Here is a 16350-nt window from a genome sequence, read left to right on the forward strand (position 1 = left end):
CACGGCCCGGTCCGGAGCGACCAGACTGATGAGGCCCGGTCCGGTCCGGACCGGACCTACTAGGTCCGGACCGACCAGGACCGGACGCGGCCCGCGCCTACGCGTCGCGCGTCTTCAGCACCGCGTACGCCCCGACCAGGGCCGCGAGCACCCAGAGCAGCATGATCCCGAGCCCCTCCCAGGGCCCGTACGGCGCGCTCGTCCCGCCCAGGGCGTCCGGCACCACCTGCATGATCTTGGCCCCGGCCTGGTCGGGGAAGTAGCGGGCGACCGTCTTCGCCTTCGGCACCGACGCCAGGATCTGCGACACCAGGAAGAAGAACGGCATCAGAATCCCGAGCGACAGCATCGAACTGCGCAGCATCGTGGCCACCGCCATCGAGAACAGCGCGATCAGCCCCATGTAGAGCCCGCCGCCGATCACCGCGCGCAGCACGTTCTCCGCGCCGATCGTCGTCCCGTGCTCGCCCAGCAGCGCCTGGCCGACGAAGAAGGAGGCGAAGCTCGTCGCCATCCCCACCCCCAGCGCCAGCACCGTCGCCACCGTCAGCTTGCCGAAGAGGAACGTCCCCCGCTGCGGCACCGCCGCGAGCGAGGTGCGGATCATCCCGGAGCTGTACTCCGTGCCCACCACCAGCACGCCGAAGACCACCATCGCCAGCTGCCCGAGGGTCATCCCCGAGAAGCTCACCAGCGTCGGGTCGAAGGTGAGCCGCTCGCGCACGGAGAGATTGTCGAAGGTGGAGCGGAAGAGCGCGCAGAGCGCGGCGCTCAGGGCGACCGTCACCAGAAAGGCCGAGGCCAGCGTCCAGGTCGTGGACGACACCGAACGGATCTTGGTCCACTCCGACTGGAGCACCGCGGGTACCGAGGCCATGGGTCAGCTCCCCTCCTTGTCGTTCCGCGGGCCGGCGCCCCACCTCGGGGCCCGGGCCGGCTCCCGCTCGCTGCCCCACCTCGGGCCCGGCGGGGCGGGCGGCCGCGCCCCCTCGCTCGTACCGTGCGCGTGGTACTCCACCGAACCGGCCGTCATCTGCATGAAGGCCTCCTCCAGCGAGGCGCGCTGGGCGCTCAGCTCATGCAGGACGACACCGTGCTCCGCCGCCAGCTCGCCCAGCCGCTCGGTGGTCGCGCCGTCGATCTCCAGCGCGCCGTCCGCCGCCGCCACGGGCGCGAAGCCCGCCAGGGCCAGAACGTCCCGCAGCCGCTCCGGCTGGGGCGAGCGCAGCCGCGCGTAGCTGCGCGAGTTCTCCTGGATGAAGGCCGCCATCGAGGTGTCCGCCAGCAGCCGCCCCTGCCCGATCACGATCAAGTGGTCGGCCGTGAGGGCCATTTCACTCATCAGATGCGAGGAAACGAAGATCGTCCGTCCCTCGGACGCCAGCTGCTTCATCAGATTGCGGATCCAGTGAATTCCCTCGGGGTCCAGACCGTTCACCGGCTCGTCGAACATCAGGATCTCCGGATCGCCGAGCAGCGCCGAGGCGATTCCCAGCCGCTGGCCCATGCCGAGCGAAAATCCCTTCGATTTCTTCCGCGCCACCGCCGTCAGCCCGACGACGTCCAGCACTTCCGAGACCCGGGCGGCCGGGATGCGATTGGCCTGGGCCAGACAGAGCAGATTGTTGTACGCGCTCCGCCCGCCGTGCATGGCCTTGGCGTCGAGCAGCGCGCCGATGTACTTGAGCGGCTCCGCCAGCTCCCGGTAGTGCCGGCCGTCGATCCGTACGCTGCCGCTGGTCGGATTGTCCAGATCGAGCATCATCCGCATGGTGGTGGACTTGCCCGCGCCGTTCGGGCCGAGGAACCCGGTCACCACCCCGGGCCGGACCTGGAACGACAGATGGTCGACGGCGACCTTGGCGCCGAATCGCTTGGTGAGGCCCTCCAGCTCGATCATGCGGCCACGCTAAGGGCGCGCAAAGCCCCCCGCCACTTGAACGGCGGGGGGCTTGACGCAATCTTTGATCCGCGCGCTCCCCCGGGGGGAGAGTCGCACACCCGGACGAGAGTTCCGGCGGTACGAGAGCTTCAGCGCGACTGCTGGGCCGGGACCCCGCGGGAGATCGGCTCGTCGTCGGCGGGCGTACCGGCGGCGGCGACCGCCGCACCCGTCAGCGTGGCCAGCATCTCGCGGACATTGGTCAGCTGCGCGTTGATCGAGTCGCGGCGGTTGGTGAGCGCCGCCAGCTCGCGCTCCGATTCGCTGCGGATCCGGTCGGCCTTGGCATTGGCGTCCGCCACGATGTCCTCGGACTGACGCTGGGCCGTCTCCACCGTCTGACGGGCCCGGCGCTCCGCGTCCGTACGCAGCTTCTCGGCCTCCAGCCGCAGCTGCTCGGCGCGGTGCTCGATCTCCGCCAGCCGCTTCTCGGCCTTCGCCTGACGCGAGGCCAGGTCGCGCTCGGACTGCTCGCGCCGCTTGGCGAGGTTGGTCTCGAAGTCGGCCGCGGCCTGGGCCGCCTTGGCGCGCGTCTCCTCGAAGAGCGCGTCGGCCTCCTCGCGCTTGGACTGCGCGTCCTTCTGCGCCTCGCTGCGCAGCTGCTGGGCCTCTCCCTTCGCCTTGTCGACGATCCGGACGCCCTCGTCCTCCGCCTTCGCCTTGCGGTCGGCGGCGAACGACTCGGCGTCGTTGCGGACCTGCTGGGCGGCCGACTCGGCCAGCTCGCGGTGCTGCTCGGCGGCGCGACGGGCCTCCTCGCGCAGGTCCTTCGCCTCCTCCTCGGCGAGCCGGAGGATCTTCTCGACGCGTGCGCCGAGACCGGCGTACGACGGCTCGGCGTCGGACACCTGGGCCTGGGCGTTCTGCGTCTCGAGGTGGAGTTCCTCGATGCGCTTTTCCAGAGAGGTGATTCGGGCCAGAGCACTATCACGGTCGGCGACGAGCTTGGTAATGCGGTCGTCCACCTGGCCGCGGTCGTAACCACGCCGCACGAGCTCGAAGCCGAAGGGGGAGGATGTGTCGCTCATGGGGTTCCTGTCGAATGAGACCGGTGAGGTGATAGAGGGAATCCTAGGGGCCTAAGCGGCGTGTCATCGAGCGGATGCGGGTTTGATCTGGAGAATGTCCAGCCTTTTGAGTGGCTAGCCGTCGGAGGACTTGCCGCTGGAACGTGTAACCCCAGCTGCCGCACCGGCTTTGACGCCGCCCGATGAGCCGCCCGAAGGCTTGCCGCCGACCGGCGGAGCCTCAAAGCCGAGCGCCTCCAGCACGTCCTGGACCCGGGAAATCTCCGCCTGAATGTCCTCACGCCGCCGCACCAGAACGTCCAACTCCCGCTTTCCGTCCGTGACCAGACGCGTCGCCTCCGCCTCGGCCTCCGCCTTGATCTGCTCGCCCTCGCGCGTCAGACCGGCCTTCTTCTGCTCGGCCTCCTTCAGGAGACCCTCCGCTCTCTTGACCGCGGAGATCCGCACCCGGCTCGCCTCGGAATTCGCGTTGGCGAGCAGCTCCTTGGCCTTCTCCTCGGCCTCCTCGTGCCGCTCGGTCGCCGCCTTCATCAGATGGTCGACCCGCTCGCCGGTCGTCTTCATCTGCTCCGAGGTCTCCCGGCGGGCGCGCTCGTGCAGCTCCTCGACCTCGCTCGCGACCCGGGCCCGCGTCTCGTCGCTCCGCTCCCTTATGGCGGCGGCGTCCCGGCGCGCGCCCACCAGCAGCTCGTCGGCGTCCGTACGCGCCTTCTCCACCAGCGAGTTGCCCTCGACCGTCGCCTCGGCGACCAGCCGCTCGGCCTCCTGGCGCGCCGCGCCCACCATGGCGTCGGCCTGCTCCTCCGCCTCCAGGGCCGAGCGCAGCGCCTCCTCCTGAGCCTTGTTCACCAGCTGATCGGCCTGCTCGGCGGCGTCCTGACGGCTCTTCGACGCGGCCTCCCGCGCCTCGTCCACCAGCCGGTCCGCCGCACCGCGCGCGTCGGCGCCCAGCCGCTCGGCGGCCGCCGCCGCGTCCGCCTCGACCTTGCGCGCCTCGGTCCTGATCCGCTCGGCCGCCTGCTGCGCCGAGGCGACCGCCTCGGTCGCCTCCGCGCGCAGCCGCTCGGCGTCGGCGGTGGCGTCGGCCATGAGCCGGCCCGCCTCGGCGGTGGCGTCGGCGACCAGGCGCTCCGCCTCGGCGCGGGCCTCGGTCGCGAGGCGTTCGGCCTCGGCGCTCGCCTCGCCGATGAGCTGGTCGGCCTGTTCGGCGGCGTCGGAGCGCCGCTTGTCGGCGGCCTTCCGCGCCTCGTCGAGCGTCCGCTCGCTCTCGGCACGGCTCCGCTCGGCCTCGGCGGCCGCTTCCGCCGCCAGCCGCTCGGCCTCGGCCGTCGCGTCCGTGACCAGCCGGTCGGCCTCGGTACGGGCCTCGGTCGCGAGGCGTTCGGCCTCGGCGGTCACCTCGCCGATGAGCTGGTCGGCCTGTTCGGCTGCGTCGGAGCGCCGCTTGTCGGCCGCCTGCCGCGCCTCGTCCAGCACCTGCTGGGCCTCGGCGCGCAGCCGCTCGCCCTCGTTCGTCGCCTCGCCGACGAGCCGGTCCGCCTGGGCCGCCGCCTCCGAACGGATCCGGTTGGCGTCGTCCCGGGCGTCCGCCCGGGTGCGCGAGGCGTCCTGCTCGGCGGAGGCGACCGCGTCGGACGCCTCCGTACGCATCCGCTGGGCGTACTCGGCGGTGTCCGCGCGCAGCCGGTCCGTCTCCGCGATGGCCTCGGCGACGGTCCGCTCGGCGAGCGCGTTCGCCGCCTCGGTCTCCTCCTGGGCGCGGGCCCGCAGGCTCGCCGCGTCCTCGGCCGCCCGCTCCCGCTCGGCGTGCGCGTCGGAGCGGACCCGGTCCGCCTCGTCCTGCGCCTCGCCCCGGGTGCGCTCGGCCGCGTGCTCGGCGGCGGAGCGCAGTCCGGCGATCTCCTGCTCGGCCTGCTCGTGCAGCCCGGCGACCGACTCCCGTACCTGCCGGGCGTTCTGCTCGGCGGCGGACACCATCTCGGCGGCCCGGCCGTCGGCCTCCTCCACCAGCCGATGGGCCTCGGTCTGGGCCTCGTCGACCCGCCGGCGGGCGGACGCGAGCAGCTCCTCGCTCTGCTCCCGGGCCCGCTCCCGCTCCTGGTCGGCCTCCGCGCGCGCCGATTCGAGGATCCCCTCGGCCTCCCGGCGGCGCCGGAGCGCCTCCTCCTGCGCGGCGGCGAGCGCCTCGGCGGCCTCCGCGCCCACCCGGTCGGCGGCGGCCGCGGCCTCCGCGCGCAGCCGGTCGGCGGTCTCCTGAGCCTCGCTCTTGAGCCGCTCGGCCTCGTTCGCCGCCTCGCTGCGCAGCCGTACGGCGACGTTCTCGGCCTCCGCGCGGGCGGTGGACGCGTCGGCCGCGGCCTCGATGCGCAGCCGGTCCGCCTCCTGGTCGGCCTGGTCCTGGAGCGCGCGGATCCGCTCACCGGTCTCGGTGCGCAGCCGCTCGGTCTCCTCGGCGGCCTCCCGGCGGATCCGCTCGCCCTCGGCGCGCGCCTCGGCGAGGCTCCGCTCGGCGGCCTCCAGCCGGGACTCGGCCTCGGTCTGGAGCCGGGACAGCTCCTGGGCGGCCTCCTCCTGACGGGCTGCCAGGGACCGACGGGTCTCCTCGCGCAGCTCGGCCGCGGCGGCCTCGGCGGCGGTGCGGACCTCGTCGGCCTGCTCCTGGGCCTCCTCGCCCAGCCGGTCGGCCTCGGCGCGGGTGCGCTCCAGGGTCTCCTCGGCCTGGCGGCGCAGCGCGGTGGCGCGGTCGATCGCCTCGGTGCGCACCCGCTCGCTGTCCGCGCCCGCGGAGGAGCGCAGCTCGTCGGCGTCGGTCCGGGCCCGGGTGAGCAGCTCCTCGGCGGTGCTGGCCGCCTCCTCGATCTGCTGGACGGCCTCCCGGCGGGCCTCGGAGCGCAGCCGCTCGCCCTCGGCGACCGCCTCGGAGCGCAGCTGCTCCGCCTCGCCGCGCAGCCGCCGCGCCTCCTCCTGGAGTTCGACGGTCTTGGCGCGGTACTCCTTGGTGTCGTCCTTGGCCGCGCCCTTGAGCTGGTCGGCCTGTTCGGCGGCCTCGCCGCGCAGCCGGTCCGCCTCGGCGTCGGCCTCGCCGCGGATCCGCTCGGCCTCCTCGCCCGCCTTGCGGGTGGTCTCCCGGGCGTCCTCGGACGCCTTGGTGAGGATCTCCTCGGCGGCCCTGGCCGCCTTCGCGAGCTGGGCGGCGGAGTCCTCGGCCGCGGCGGTGCGGGCGTTCTCGGTGGCGGTCGCGAGCTGCTTCTCGGCCTCGGCCCGCGCGTCCTCGCGGAGTTGTTCGGCCTCGGCCTTCAGCGCCTCGGCGTCGGTGGTGGCCTCGGCGACCAGCCGGGCGATCTCGGCCTTGGCGGTACGGGTGCGCTGCTCGTTGTCCGACTCGGCGGAGGCGAGCCGGCGGGCGGCGGAGTCCTTGGCGTCGCCGAGGACCTTCTCGGCCTCCGCGCGCGCCTCGCGCAGCCGCTCCTCGGCCTCGGCCATCCGCGCTTCGGCGGACCGGCTCAGCTCGGTGGCCTGCTGACGGGCCGCCTCGGACTCGGCGGTGGTCGACGAGCGCAGCTGCTCGGCGTGGGAGGCGGCCTCCTGCGCCTGGCTGGAGGCGGCGTTGAGCATCCGTTCGGCGTCCTTGCGGGCGCGCAGCAGGATGGACTCGGCCTCGGCGCGGGCGGCCTCGGTCTCGGAGGAGACCCGGCGGCGGGTCTCCTCGGCGGCGCGCTTGGCCTCGCCGCGGGCCTGGGCGAGCGCCTGCTCGGCCTCGGCGCGGGACTCGTCGAGGAGCCGTCGGGCCTGGGACTCGGTGCGGGCGCGCAGCTGCTCGGCCCAGGCGACGTTCTCGTTGACGTGCGCCTCGACCGTGTGGCGGCGCTCGGCCAGCTCCTGGTCGAGCCGCTGGCGCCGCTGATTGGCCTCGGTGTGCAGCTCGGCCTGGAGCCGCGCCTGGTGCTCGGCGTGCTCCTGGAGGATGCGCTGGGTCTGGGCGCGGGCCTCGCGCAGCTCGCGTTCCGCGTCCTGGCGCATCTGGTCGGCCTGCGCCTGGGCGTTACGGAGCAGCTGCTCGGCCTGGTACCCGAGATCGGCGCTGTCGTACGCGGGACGGGCGGCGAGGTTGCGGCGCGCCTCATGGAGCTTGGCGCGCAATACCTCGACCTGGTAGCCGAGGTCCTCGGCATGCTGGACGGCCTTCTCCCGCTCGGTCTTCAGCCGGTCCATCTCGGCTTCGAACCGCGAGAGGTGGTCGTCGTCAGCTCGGTGGCTCTCCTGGCGTTCGTAGCCCCGCACTGCGCGGTCCCATCCGTCCCCTGGTCGCAACTGACTCCACACAAGCACCGTTCGCCCGCGAACGGCCCCCCGGGGAATGGTGACAGATCAACATGAGAGGCCGCGGTGCGACCCCGACCCGGCCCCGGCCCGGAATCGCCCACTCTACCGGGCCGGGAATCCTCAGGTCAGTGCTCCGTTGCCGAGGTGACGAGTTCGGTGAGGACGCCGTGGCAGTCCTTGGGGTGCAGGAAGGTGATCCGGGATCCCATGGAACCGGTCCTCGGCCGGTCGTAGAGCACCCTGACGCCCTTCTCCCGGACGGCCTCCGCGTCCGCGTCCACGTCCGCGGTGCCGAAGGCGATGTGATGGACTCCCTCCCCGTTCTTGGCCAGCCACTTCCCCACCGGCGAGTCCTCCCGCACGGGCTGGAGGAGCTGGATGTAGGAGGCGCCGCCGTCGGAGGTCCCGTTGATCCTCAGCATGGCCTCGCGCACCCCCTGCTCCTCGTTGACCTCGGTGTGGAAGACCTCGAAGCCGTAGGTGGTCCGGTAGAACTCGACAGTTGTGTCAAGGTCGTGACAGGCGATCCCGATGTGGTCGATTCGCGTCAGCATGGACTCAGTCCAGCGTTCATCGGCCGGTGACGCAACGTGTGCGCGACGTGCGCGCGATCACACCCGCAGCCCGATGACCCCCGGCGGCGGCCCTCAGTACATTTGAGGTAAACCATCGTTCACTCCTCGGCCTCCGGGCTGGAAGGGGATCGTGTCTCATGTCAGGAACGACCGGCACCACCTCAGTGATCGTCGCGGGCGCCAGGACGCCCATGGGTCGGCTCCTCGGCTCGCTCGGCTCCTTCTCCGGTTCCGACCTGGGCGGATTCGCCATCGCGGCGGCGCTGGAACGGGCGGGCGTCGCCCCCGGCCAGGTGCAGTACGTGATCATGGGCCAGGTGCTCCAGGCCGGCGCCGGGCAGATCCCGGCCCGCCAGGCCGCGGTCAGGGCGGGCATCCCGATGTCCGTCCCCGCGCTCACCGTCAACAAGGTCTGTCTCTCCGGTCTGGACGCGATCGCGCTGGCGGACCAGCTGATCCGGGCCGGCGAGTTCGACGTGATCGTCGCGGGCGGCCAGGAGTCGATGACGAACGCGCCGCATCTGCTGCCGAAGTCGCGCTCGGGCTACAAGTACGGGGCGGTCGAGATGCTCGACTCCATGGCGTACGACGGGCTCACCGACGCCTTCGAGGGCATCGCCATGGGCGAGTCGACGGAGCGGCACAACGCGCGGCTCGGCATCGGCCGCCCCGAGCAGGACGAGATCGCCGCCCTCTCCCACCAGCGGGCCGCCGCCGCCCGGAAGAACGGGATCTTCGCGGAGGAGATCGTTCCGGTGGAGATCCCGCAGCGCCGGGGCGAGCCGGTCGCGGTCGCCGAGGACGAGGGCATCCGGCCCGACACCACCGTCGAGTCGCTGGGCCGGCTGCGCCCCGCGTTCGCGAAGGACGGCACGATCACCGCGGGCACCTCCTCGCAGATCTCCGACGGCGCGGCCGCGGTCGTGGTGATGAGCCGGGCCAGGGCCGAGGAGCTGGGCCTGGAGTGGATCGCGGAGATCGGCGCGCACGGCAATGTGGCGGGACCGGACAACTCGCTCCAGTCGCAGCCGTCCAACGCGATCCGGCACGCCCTCGCCAAGGAGGGGGCCGAGGTCGGGGACCTCGATCTCATCGAGATCAACGAGGCCTTCGCCGCGGTCGCCGTGCAGTCAATGAAAGATCTTGGAGTGTCACCCGAAAGGGTGAACGTCAACGGTGGGGCCATCGCTCTCGGCCATCCGATCGGCATGTCCGGCGCCCGGCTCGTGCTGCACTTGGCCCTGGAGCTGAGGCGCCGGGGCGGCGGACTGGGCGCGGCCGCGCTCTGCGGCGGCGGGGGCCAGGGCGACGCGCTGATCCTCCGTGTCCCGGCCCGGGACTGACGTCCCCCGCGAGCGGCGAGACCTCCGGCGAACGGTTGAAGGAGCGGTGTGATGGCAGACGTCCCCCAGCTGGTCGCCCAGGCCAGGGAGGGCCGGCCGCGGGCGGTGGCCCGGCTGATCTCCCTGGTGGAGGGGGCGTCCCCGCAGCTGCGCGAGGTGATGGCCGCGCTCGCCCCGCTGACCGGCGGGGCGTACGTGGTGGGCCTGACCGGCTCGCCGGGCGTCGGCAAGTCCACCTCCACCTCGGCGCTGGTGAGCGCGTACCGGCGGGCCGGCCGGCGGGTCGGGGTGCTGGCCGTCGACCCGTCGTCGCCGTTCTCCGGCGGGGCGCTGCTCGGCGACCGGGTCCGGATGTCGGACCACGCCTCCGACCCGGGCGTCTACATCCGCTCGATGGCCACCCGGGGGCATCTGGGCGGGCTCGCCCAGGCCGCCCCCCAGGCGATCCGGGTGCTGGACGCGGCCGGGTGCGAGGTGATCCTCGTGGAGACGGTGGGCGTGGGGCAGTCGGAGGTGGAGATCGCCGCCCAGGCGGACACCTCGGTGGTTCTGCTCGCGCCCGGGATGGGCGACGGCATCCAGGCGGCGAAGGCGGGCATTCTGGAGATCGGCGACGTCTATGTCGTCAACAAGGCGGACCGCGACGGCGCGGACGCCACCGCCCGTGAGCTGAACCACATGCTCGGCCTGGGCGAGGCCCGCGCGCCCGGCGACTGGCGTCCGCCGATCGTGCGGACGGTGGCCTCGCGCGGCGAGGGCACGGACGAGCTGGTCGAGGCCCTGGAGAAGCACCGCGCCTGGATGGAGGAGCACGGCGCCCTCCAGGAGCGCCGGGTCCGCCGGGCCTCGGGCGAGGTGGAGACCATCGCCGTCACCGCGCTCCGCGAGCGCATCGGGGACCTCCACGGCGACCGCAGACTCGGCGCGCTGGCCGAGCGCATCGTCGCGGGCGAACTGGATCCGTACCGCGCCGCCGACGAACTGGTGGCCGGGGTGACCGGGGCCTGATCCGGCGGCCGGTCCGCCGGTCCGCGCGTGACCGGCCCTTCCCGCGCCGGCGACGGCGGCCACGGCATCGGCCCGGTCCGGGACACGGGGTCCCGGACCGGGCCGGTCACGGCTCGCGGCGAGGCGGTCAGCTGTCGGAGCGGTCGTCGCCGTCGTCGTCGCGCCCGTCGCGGTCGTCCGCCTCGTCGGCGGAGTCATTCCGGTCGTCGCGGTCGTCACGGTCGTCACGGTCATCGCGGTCGTCCGCGCCGTCACGGTCGTCGTGCCGGTCGTCGGCCGCGTCGTCCCGGTCGTCCGCCGCGTCGTCACGGGCCCCGGCGGCGCCGCTCGCGTCATTGCGGTCGTCGTCCCCGGACACCGAGGCCTTCGCCGTCTTCGCGTCCACCCGGACATCGTGCTCGCCGCCGTCCTCGGCGCGGACCTCGATCTCCCACTGGCCGTCGTCGAACTCGACCTCCGTCACCGTGCCCGGCCGGAAGGAGAGCGCCGCCTTCGCGGCCTGCTCGGCGCTCACCGTGGCACTGGAGACCGCGCTGTCGCCGTCCCGGCCGCCCCGGTCGTCGTCCCCGTCGTCCCCGTCGTCGTCGGAGTCCTTGACGGGAGCCGACGCCTTGCCGGTCTGCGCGTCCACCCGGACCTCGTACCCGAGACCCTTGGCGTCCACGACCTCGACCTCCCACTCGCCCTCGCCGTCGTCGTCCCGGCCGACCGACGCCACCGAGCCGGACTGCTTCGCCAGGGCCGCGCTCACCGCGTCGTTCAGCGAGATCTTCGAGGCGGCGGGGGCCGGCGACGAGTCGTCGCCCGAAGCGGCCACGGCGGTGAAGGCGCCACCGCCGACCAGGGCGAGGGCGGCTATGGCTACGGCGATCTTGCGCTTCATGAGGAGTTCCTCCGGTTCGGTGCGGTTCGCGGTTCGGCGCGGTTCGACGAGGACCAATCTGGCGCGGCGATGCTGAACACAACCTGAAGCCACCTGAAGGGATCTTCAGCTTCGATTTGCGACCCTGAGCACATGCGCTTGTTGATCGTGGAGGACGAGAAGCGGCTGGCAGTCTCCCTCGCCAGGGGACTGACGGCCGAGGGCTATGCCGTGGACGTGGTCCACGACGGGCTCGAAGGGCTCCATATGGCCTCCCAGGGCTCCTACGACCTCGTCGTCCTCGACATCATGCTCCCGGGCATGAACGGCTACCGGGTCTGCGCCGCCCTGCGCGCGGCCGGCGACGACGTCCCCATCCTGATGCTCACCGCCAAGGACGGCGAGTACGACGAGGCCGAGGGACTCGACACCGGCGCCGACGACTATCTCACCAAGCCCTTCTCGTACGTCGTCCTCGTCGCCAGGATCAAGGCGCTGCTGCGCCGCCGCGGCCGCGCCGGGGCCTCGCCCGTGCTCACCGTCGGCGATCTGCGCGTCGAGACCGCCGCCCGGCGGGTCTTCCGCGGCGAGGACGAGGTCGCCCTCACCGCCAAGGAGTTCGCCGTCCTCGAACAGCTCGCCGTACGCGCGGGCGACGTCGTCAGCAAGGCCCAGATCCTCGAACACGTCTGGGACTTCGCCTACGAGGGCGACCCCAACATCATCGAGGTCTACATCAGCGCCCTGCGCCGCAAGCTCGGCGCCCCGCGCATCCAGACCGTCCGCGGCGCGGGCTACCGGCTGGTGGCCGCCCGATGAGATCCGTACGGGCCAGGGCCGCCCTCGGCGCGACCGTCGTCGTCGCCGTCGCGCTGATCGCCGCCGGCCTCTCCGTCCTGCTGCTGCTGCGCAATCACCTCACCGACGCGGCCGACCTCCAGGCCGAGGTCACCGCCCGGGAGACCGCCTCCCGCTTCGCCCTCGACCGCGCCCCCGACCTCTCCGACGGCGACGAGCGCCCCCTCCAGATCGTGGCCGAGAACGGCTGTGTGATCGCCGTCAGCGAGGGCCTGGAGAAGATCTCCGGCACCGGCAGCGACAAGGTCGTCCCGGAGCCGGGCTGCGGCGAGGGCGAGGACCCGGGCGACGGAGACCAGGACGACGAGCGGGACGGCGAGCGGGACGGCGACGAGGGCTCCGACGAGGAGCCCGAGCCCGGCCGGATCTCCGCCGACCGCCCCGGCCTCGGCAGCGGCAGCGCCACCGTCCACGGCGACACCGCCTCGTACCGCTTCGCCGCCGTCGAGGCGACCCGCGACGACGACGGCCTCACCGCCACCGTCTACGCGGGCGCGCCCCTGGCCACCGAGCGGTCCACGGTGGCCACCGTCCGGGACGCCATGCTCATCGGCCTCCCGCTGCTGCTGATCGTCGTCGCCTCGGTGACCTGGCTGGTGACCCGGCGCGCCCTCAAGCCCGTCGAGGGCATCCGCGGCGAGATGGCGGCCATCACCGCCTCCGCCGACCTCTCCCGGCGGGTCCCCGAGCCGGACTCCCGGGACGAGGTGGCCCGGCTCGCCCGGACGACCAATGAGACGCTCGCCGCGCTGGAGGCCTCCGAGGAGCGCCAGCGCCGCTTCGTCGCCGACGCCTCGCACGAGCTGCGCAGCCCCATCGCCTCGCTCCGCACCCAGCTGGAGGTGGGCGCGGCCCACCCGGAGCTGCTGGACGTGGCGGGCGCGGTCGAGGACACCGTACGGCTCCAGCAGCTCGCGGCCGATCTGCTGCTGCTGGCCCGGCTGGACGCGGGGGAGCGGCCCGGTCTCGCCCGGGTCGACCTGGGCGCGCTGGTGCGCGAGGAGGTCTCCCAGCGGACGGCTGCCGAGGCGCTGGGCGGCGGGTCCGGCGACCGGATCCCGGTGACCGTGGAGGTCGCCGCCGGTCTGGAGGTGGACGGCTCGCGCTCCCAGCTGGCGCGGGTGCTCGGCAATCTGCTGGACAACGCCCGCCGCCACGCGCGCGCCGGGATCGTCGCCTCGGTCCGCGCCGAGGGCCGGGAGGTCGTGCTCGCCGTCGCCGACGACGGGGAGGGCGTGCCGGAGGCGGAGCGGGAGCGGATCTTCGAGCGGTTCGTCCGGCTCGACGACGCCCGCACCCGTGACGAGGGCGGCGCGGGGCTCGGTCTGGCCATCGCCCGCGATGTGGCCGAGCGGCACGGCGGCAGCCTCACCGTCGGCCGCGCGCCGACGGGCGGCGCGCTCTTCGAGCTGCGGCTGCCCGCCGCGCCGCCGACGTCGTAGCGCCTGATCCGCCACGAGGGCGGGCCCGAGTCGTGGGCCGGCCCGGGGGCGCGGGGCCCGAGCGGTAGCGCCCGCCCGGGTGCTCGGGGCCCGCCCGGGGTCGTAGCGCCGGGTCCGGCATGCGAAAGGCCGGGCCGATCCGGGCGGGAGGCCCGGGTCGGCCCGGCCGGGCCCGCCCTCGGGAGGGTCAGACCTTGCCGCGCTTGCCGCGGAGGTGGTCGGCGACCGGTGCGAGCGAGGCCCGCAGATCGGCCAGCGCCTCCGGCGTCATCAGGTCGATGAAGTGCTTGCGCACGGACGCCACATGGTGCGGTGCGACCTTGCGCATGGTCGCCATGCCCTCCTCGGTGAGCACCGCGTACAGCCCTCGCCGGTCCGATTCGCAGTTCTCGCGGCGGACCAGTCCGGTGTTCTCCATACGGGTGATCTGATGCGAGAGCCGGCTCTTGGACTGCAGGGTGGCCGCGGCGAGATCGCTCATCCGCATCCGCTGGTCCGGCGACTCCGACAGATTGACGAGGATCTCGTAGTCGTTGTTGGTCAGGCCGAACGGCTGGAGGTCCTTCTCGAGCTGGTGCATCAACAGCCTGCTGACGTCCAGGTGGGCCCGCCAGGTGCACTGCTCGTCTTCGCTCAGCCAGCGCGTGGCTGTCTCGGTCTCCATATATGGATTCTACCTAAGAAGTTGAAATACGGACGAAGTGTGAGGGCTCGGGAAGTGTGACGCACGGCACTCTCTCCGCCGGGCCGTTCCGTATGACCGCGCGCGGGCCCCGGCGACGGCCGTACGGAATTCAGTACGGCGCCCGTGGCGCACGCGGGGCGCAGACGTTCGACGTCACACTCCGCAGACTACCGCTCACAGGCCGAAGCGACGCTGGAGATCCCCCAGCTGGCCGGGGAGACGCGGGTTGGAGCCGTGTTGACCCGACCCGCCGTGCCCGCCCGACCCGCCGTGCCCGCCGGGCACCCCCGCCTGCTCCGGCGGCGCCCCCGTGGCCGTCTCCGGCAGCAGCGCCTCCGTCGACTGGAGCAGCACCGTCCCCGCGCCCACGAACTCGAACTGGTGCTCCTCCCCGGACGCCCCGCCGAGCCCCGTCATCGCCCGCAGCCCGCCCAGCACCCCGGTCAGATAGCCGTGGTCGTAGTGATGACACGGGGAGGGGCAGTCCGCCCACCCCACCAGCGCCTGCGGATCCACCCGGATCGGCGGCTCCATGAACACCACCGGGCCGTTCGACGCCGCCACGAACTTCCCGGTCCCGATCAGGGTCAGAAAGCCCGGCACGATCGACTGCTTCAGCGCCAGGGTCGGCTGGTAGGCGAGGAGGTTCCCGGACCGGATCGTCAGATTCCCGTCCTCCAGGTCGTAGGAGTTCACATCGAACGCCCGGTCCGCGAGCAGCATCTTCCCGCTGCCCTCGGCCACCACCCAGTCGCTCGCGTGCAGCGGCGAGTGGAACGAGGTCCGCAGCAGCCGGTCCAGCCGGCCGTGGCCGATCCCGTTGAAGTCGATCCGCCCGTAATAGGCGATCATCTTCCCCTTCTGGAGGAACCACTGGCCGCCCTTCAACTCCACACAGAAGGTGTACGGGTTGACGTTGTCGTCACTCGGCAGGGTCATCGGGTCGAAGATCTCGGGCGTGCTCACAGCTTCTCCTCCGATGCCTGGACGTACACCGCGCCGGTGCCGCTCAGCTCCAGCTGGAACGCCTCGCCCGAGCCGCGCCCCACCATGTCCCGCCAGCCCAGCGCGGTGGACAGCTTGTTCCGTACGTCGCCGTGGTGGGCCACGTACGCCTGCGGGTCGACATGGACCGCGGCCCCCGGCCGGATCGGCAGCTCGACCACCCCGCCGTGCGCCATCACCGCCGCCGAGCCGTGCCCGCGCAGCGTGGTGGTGAAGAGCCCCTGACCGCTGACCTGGCCGCGCACCATGCCCATCACCCCGCCCTGCGAGCCGAGGAACATCGTGCCCTGCTCCAGCGTGCCGTCGAAGGCCAGCAGCCGGTCCGCCTCCACGAAGAGCGTGTCGCCGGTGAGGGCGATGATCTGGATGTGGTGGCCGCCGTGCCCGAAGAGCACCGTGCCCTGCCCCTCCACCGTCATCAGCGGGGTCGCCTCGCCCGCCACCCGGCGGCCGATCATCGACGCCAGACCGCCCTGGCCGCCCTGGGTGTTCGGGGTGAAGGCGACCTCGCCGCGGTACGCGAGCATCGCGCCGCGCTGGCTGAACAGCCGCTGCCCGGGGACCACGGTCGCCTCGACCATCCGGGAGTTGATCTCGCGGAACGGCATCAGACCTCCCCTCCGAGCGTGTTGCGCTCGCTCGGCTGCACATAGACGAGCCCGTCGCCCTCGAAGCGGATCTGGAAGGCCTCGCCGCCGCCCTCGCCCAGGATCGTGCGGAAGTTCACCCCGGACTGGAAGCTCTGCCGCAGTCCGCCCTGGTGGGCGACGTACGCGCCGGGGTCGACGGAGAGCGGGTACTGAGGGGTCACCCGCAGCACCACCGCCGGGCCGTCGGACATGATCGCCACCTGGCCGCTGCCCTCGACGGTCGTGGTGAAGAGCCCGTTGCCGCTCGCGCCGCCGCGCAGCCCGGTGAATCCGGTGCCGGTGCGCAGCGAGGCGTCGGCGCAGAGCAGATTGCTCGACTCGACGTAGAGCTTGTCGCCGTGGAGGGAGACGAGATTGATCTCCGAGGCGCGGTCGGCGAAGTAGCAGGTGCCCTCGCCCTTGACCTCCATCATGGTCATCTGTTCGCCGGTGAGCCGGCGGGTGACCATCCCGCGGATGCCCTCACCGCCGCCGGACAGCTTCTTGAAGGCCATCCGGCCGTCGTAGGCGACCATCGACCCGTTCTTCGCTCTGACGGCGTCGCCGGTCATGCCGACCGCGAGCACCTTGCTCCCCTGGAGCCGGAATGTTGCCACCCGGCGACGGTAACCGGCCGGGCGGCGACGGCG

14 protein-coding genes are annotated in these 16350 nt (G+C 73.0%); 4 read left to right on the top strand and 10 right to left on the bottom strand.

Features of this window, described 5'->3' with window-relative positions; all coding sequences use genetic code 11:
• Window positions 1-97: 97 nt before the first annotated feature.
• The 5 genes from ACF089_RS00695 to mce all read right to left on the bottom strand — a co-directional run bounded on the left by ACF089_RS00695 (window position 98) and on the right by mce (window position 7847).
• On the bottom strand, window positions 98-877 hold the full coding sequence (locus ACF089_RS00695) for an ABC transporter permease (RefSeq protein ID WP_392019917.1): 780 nt from the start codon (window positions 875-877) through the stop codon (window positions 98-100).
• A 3-nt stretch (window positions 878-880) separates the two neighbouring features.
• The gene (locus ACF089_RS00700) at window positions 881-1900 is read right to left on the bottom strand and encodes an ABC transporter ATP-binding protein (RefSeq protein WP_392019920.1); all 1020 of its coding nucleotides are present in this window, start codon (window positions 1898-1900) and stop codon (window positions 881-883) included.
• Between the two features lie 131 nt (window positions 1901-2031).
• Window positions 2032-2970 carry a cellulose-binding protein gene (locus tag ACF089_RS00705; RefSeq protein WP_392019923.1) on the bottom strand — a complete coding sequence of 313 codons (939 nt, stop codon included), beginning with the start codon at window positions 2968-2970 and terminating at the stop codon, window positions 2032-2034.
• A 114-nt stretch (window positions 2971-3084) separates the two neighbouring features.
• Window positions 3085-7251 carry a polarized growth protein Scy gene (scy, locus tag ACF089_RS00710; RefSeq protein WP_392019925.1) on the bottom strand — a complete coding sequence of 1389 codons (4167 nt, stop codon included), beginning with the start codon at window positions 7249-7251 and terminating at the stop codon, window positions 3085-3087.
• Window positions 7252-7418: 167 nt separating this feature from the next.
• Window positions 7419-7847, bottom strand: coding sequence for a methylmalonyl-CoA epimerase (gene mce, locus ACF089_RS00715; protein WP_392019928.1), 429 nt, complete (start codon window positions 7845-7847; stop codon window positions 7419-7421).
• Between the two features lie 158 nt (window positions 7848-8005).
• Between mce and ACF089_RS00720 the strand changes: the two genes are divergently transcribed.
• Together ACF089_RS00720 and meaB are read left to right on the top strand one after the other, a co-directional pair.
• Window positions 8006-9211, top strand: coding sequence for an acetyl-CoA C-acetyltransferase (locus ACF089_RS00720; RefSeq protein ID WP_392019929.1), 1206 nt, complete (start codon window positions 8006-8008; stop codon window positions 9209-9211).
• Window positions 9212-9262: 51 nt separating this feature from the next.
• Window positions 9263-10219 (top strand): methylmalonyl Co-A mutase-associated GTPase MeaB, encoded by a 957-nt coding sequence (gene meaB / locus ACF089_RS00725; protein ID WP_392019932.1) that lies wholly within the window; start codon window positions 9263-9265, stop codon window positions 10217-10219.
• Between the two features lie 127 nt (window positions 10220-10346).
• Here the strand turns inward: meaB and ACF089_RS00730 are convergent, their stop codons facing one another.
• Entirely contained in the window at window positions 10347-11102 is a 756-nt protein-coding gene (locus tag ACF089_RS00730) for a PepSY domain-containing protein (protein ID WP_392019935.1), read from the bottom strand.
• A gap of 132 nt (window positions 11103-11234) precedes the next feature.
• On the opposite strand from ACF089_RS00730, the gene ACF089_RS00735 reads away from it, so the two are divergent.
• Window positions 11235-11900, top strand: coding sequence for a response regulator transcription factor (locus tag ACF089_RS00735; protein ID WP_392019937.1), 666 nt, complete (start codon window positions 11235-11237; stop codon window positions 11898-11900).
• Window positions 11897-13381 carry a sensor histidine kinase gene (locus ACF089_RS00740; protein ID WP_392019939.1) on the top strand — a complete coding sequence of 495 codons (1485 nt, stop codon included), beginning with the start codon at window positions 11897-11899 and terminating at the stop codon, window positions 13379-13381. Before ACF089_RS00735 ends, ACF089_RS00740 begins: the two co-directional genes overlap by 4 nt.
• Window positions 13382-13568: 187 nt before the next feature.
• On the opposite strand, the gene ACF089_RS00745 is transcribed toward ACF089_RS00740, so the two are convergent.
• From ACF089_RS00745 to ACF089_RS00760, 4 genes are all read right to left on the bottom strand, one after another.
• Complete coding sequence (locus ACF089_RS00745; RefSeq protein WP_392019942.1) at window positions 13569-14045, bottom strand: MarR family winged helix-turn-helix transcriptional regulator; 477 nt, start codon at window positions 14043-14045, stop codon at window positions 13569-13571.
• Window positions 14046-14240: 195 nt separating this feature from the next.
• On the bottom strand, window positions 14241-15032 hold the full coding sequence (locus tag ACF089_RS00750; protein ID WP_392019945.1) for an AIM24 family protein: 792 nt from the start codon (window positions 15030-15032) through the stop codon (window positions 14241-14243).
• Window positions 15029-15679, bottom strand: coding sequence for an AIM24 family protein (locus ACF089_RS00755; RefSeq protein ID WP_392019948.1), 651 nt, complete (start codon window positions 15677-15679; stop codon window positions 15029-15031). Before ACF089_RS00755 ends, ACF089_RS00750 begins: the two co-directional genes overlap by 4 nt.
• Window positions 15679-16317: an AIM24 family protein gene (locus ACF089_RS00760; RefSeq protein ID WP_392019951.1), complete on the bottom strand. Its 639-nt coding sequence runs from the start codon at window positions 16315-16317 to the stop codon at window positions 15679-15681. The genes ACF089_RS00755 and ACF089_RS00760 overlap by 1 nt, the downstream gene beginning before the upstream one ends.
• Window positions 16318-16350 lie beyond the last annotated feature (33 nt).

This window comes from Streptomyces sp. NPDC014894 (assembly GCF_043080985.1).
GTDB lineage: Bacteria > Actinomycetota > Actinomycetes > Streptomycetales > Streptomycetaceae > Streptomyces.

What these genes read in the sequence shown, in the direction of transcription:
- ACF089_RS00730 (WP_392019935.1), bottom strand. Translation starts at nt 11,102, where the DNA reads ATGAAGCGCAAGATCGCCGTAGCCATAGCCGCCCTCGCCCTGGTCGGC.
- ACF089_RS00745 (WP_392019942.1), bottom strand. Translation starts at nt 14,045, where the DNA reads ATGGAGACCGAGACAGCCACGCGCTGGCTGAGCGAAGACGAGCAGTGC.
- ACF089_RS00700 (WP_392019920.1), bottom strand. Translation starts at nt 1,900, where the DNA reads ATGATCGAGCTGGAGGGCCTCACCAAGCGATTCGGCGCCAAGGTCGCC.
- ACF089_RS00755 (WP_392019948.1), bottom strand. Translation starts at nt 15,679, where the DNA reads ATGCCGTTCCGCGAGATCAACTCCCGGATGGTCGAGGCGACCGTGGTC.
- ACF089_RS00735 (WP_392019937.1), top strand. Translation starts at nt 11,235, where the DNA reads ATGCGCTTGTTGATCGTGGAGGACGAGAAGCGGCTGGCAGTCTCCCTC.
- ACF089_RS00720 (WP_392019929.1), top strand. Translation starts at nt 8,006, where the DNA reads ATGTCAGGAACGACCGGCACCACCTCAGTGATCGTCGCGGGCGCCAGG.
- ACF089_RS00695 (WP_392019917.1), bottom strand. Translation starts at nt 877, where the DNA reads ATGGCCTCGGTACCCGCGGTGCTCCAGTCGGAGTGGACCAAGATCCGT.
- ACF089_RS00705 (WP_392019923.1), bottom strand. Translation starts at nt 2,970, where the DNA reads ATGAGCGACACATCCTCCCCCTTCGGCTTCGAGCTCGTGCGGCGTGGT.
- meaB (WP_392019932.1), top strand. Translation starts at nt 9,263, where the DNA reads ATGGCAGACGTCCCCCAGCTGGTCGCCCAGGCCAGGGAGGGCCGGCCG.
- ACF089_RS00740 (WP_392019939.1), top strand. Translation starts at nt 11,897, where the DNA reads ATGAGATCCGTACGGGCCAGGGCCGCCCTCGGCGCGACCGTCGTCGTC.
- mce (WP_392019928.1), bottom strand. Translation starts at nt 7,847, where the DNA reads ATGCTGACGCGAATCGACCACATCGGGATCGCCTGTCACGACCTTGAC.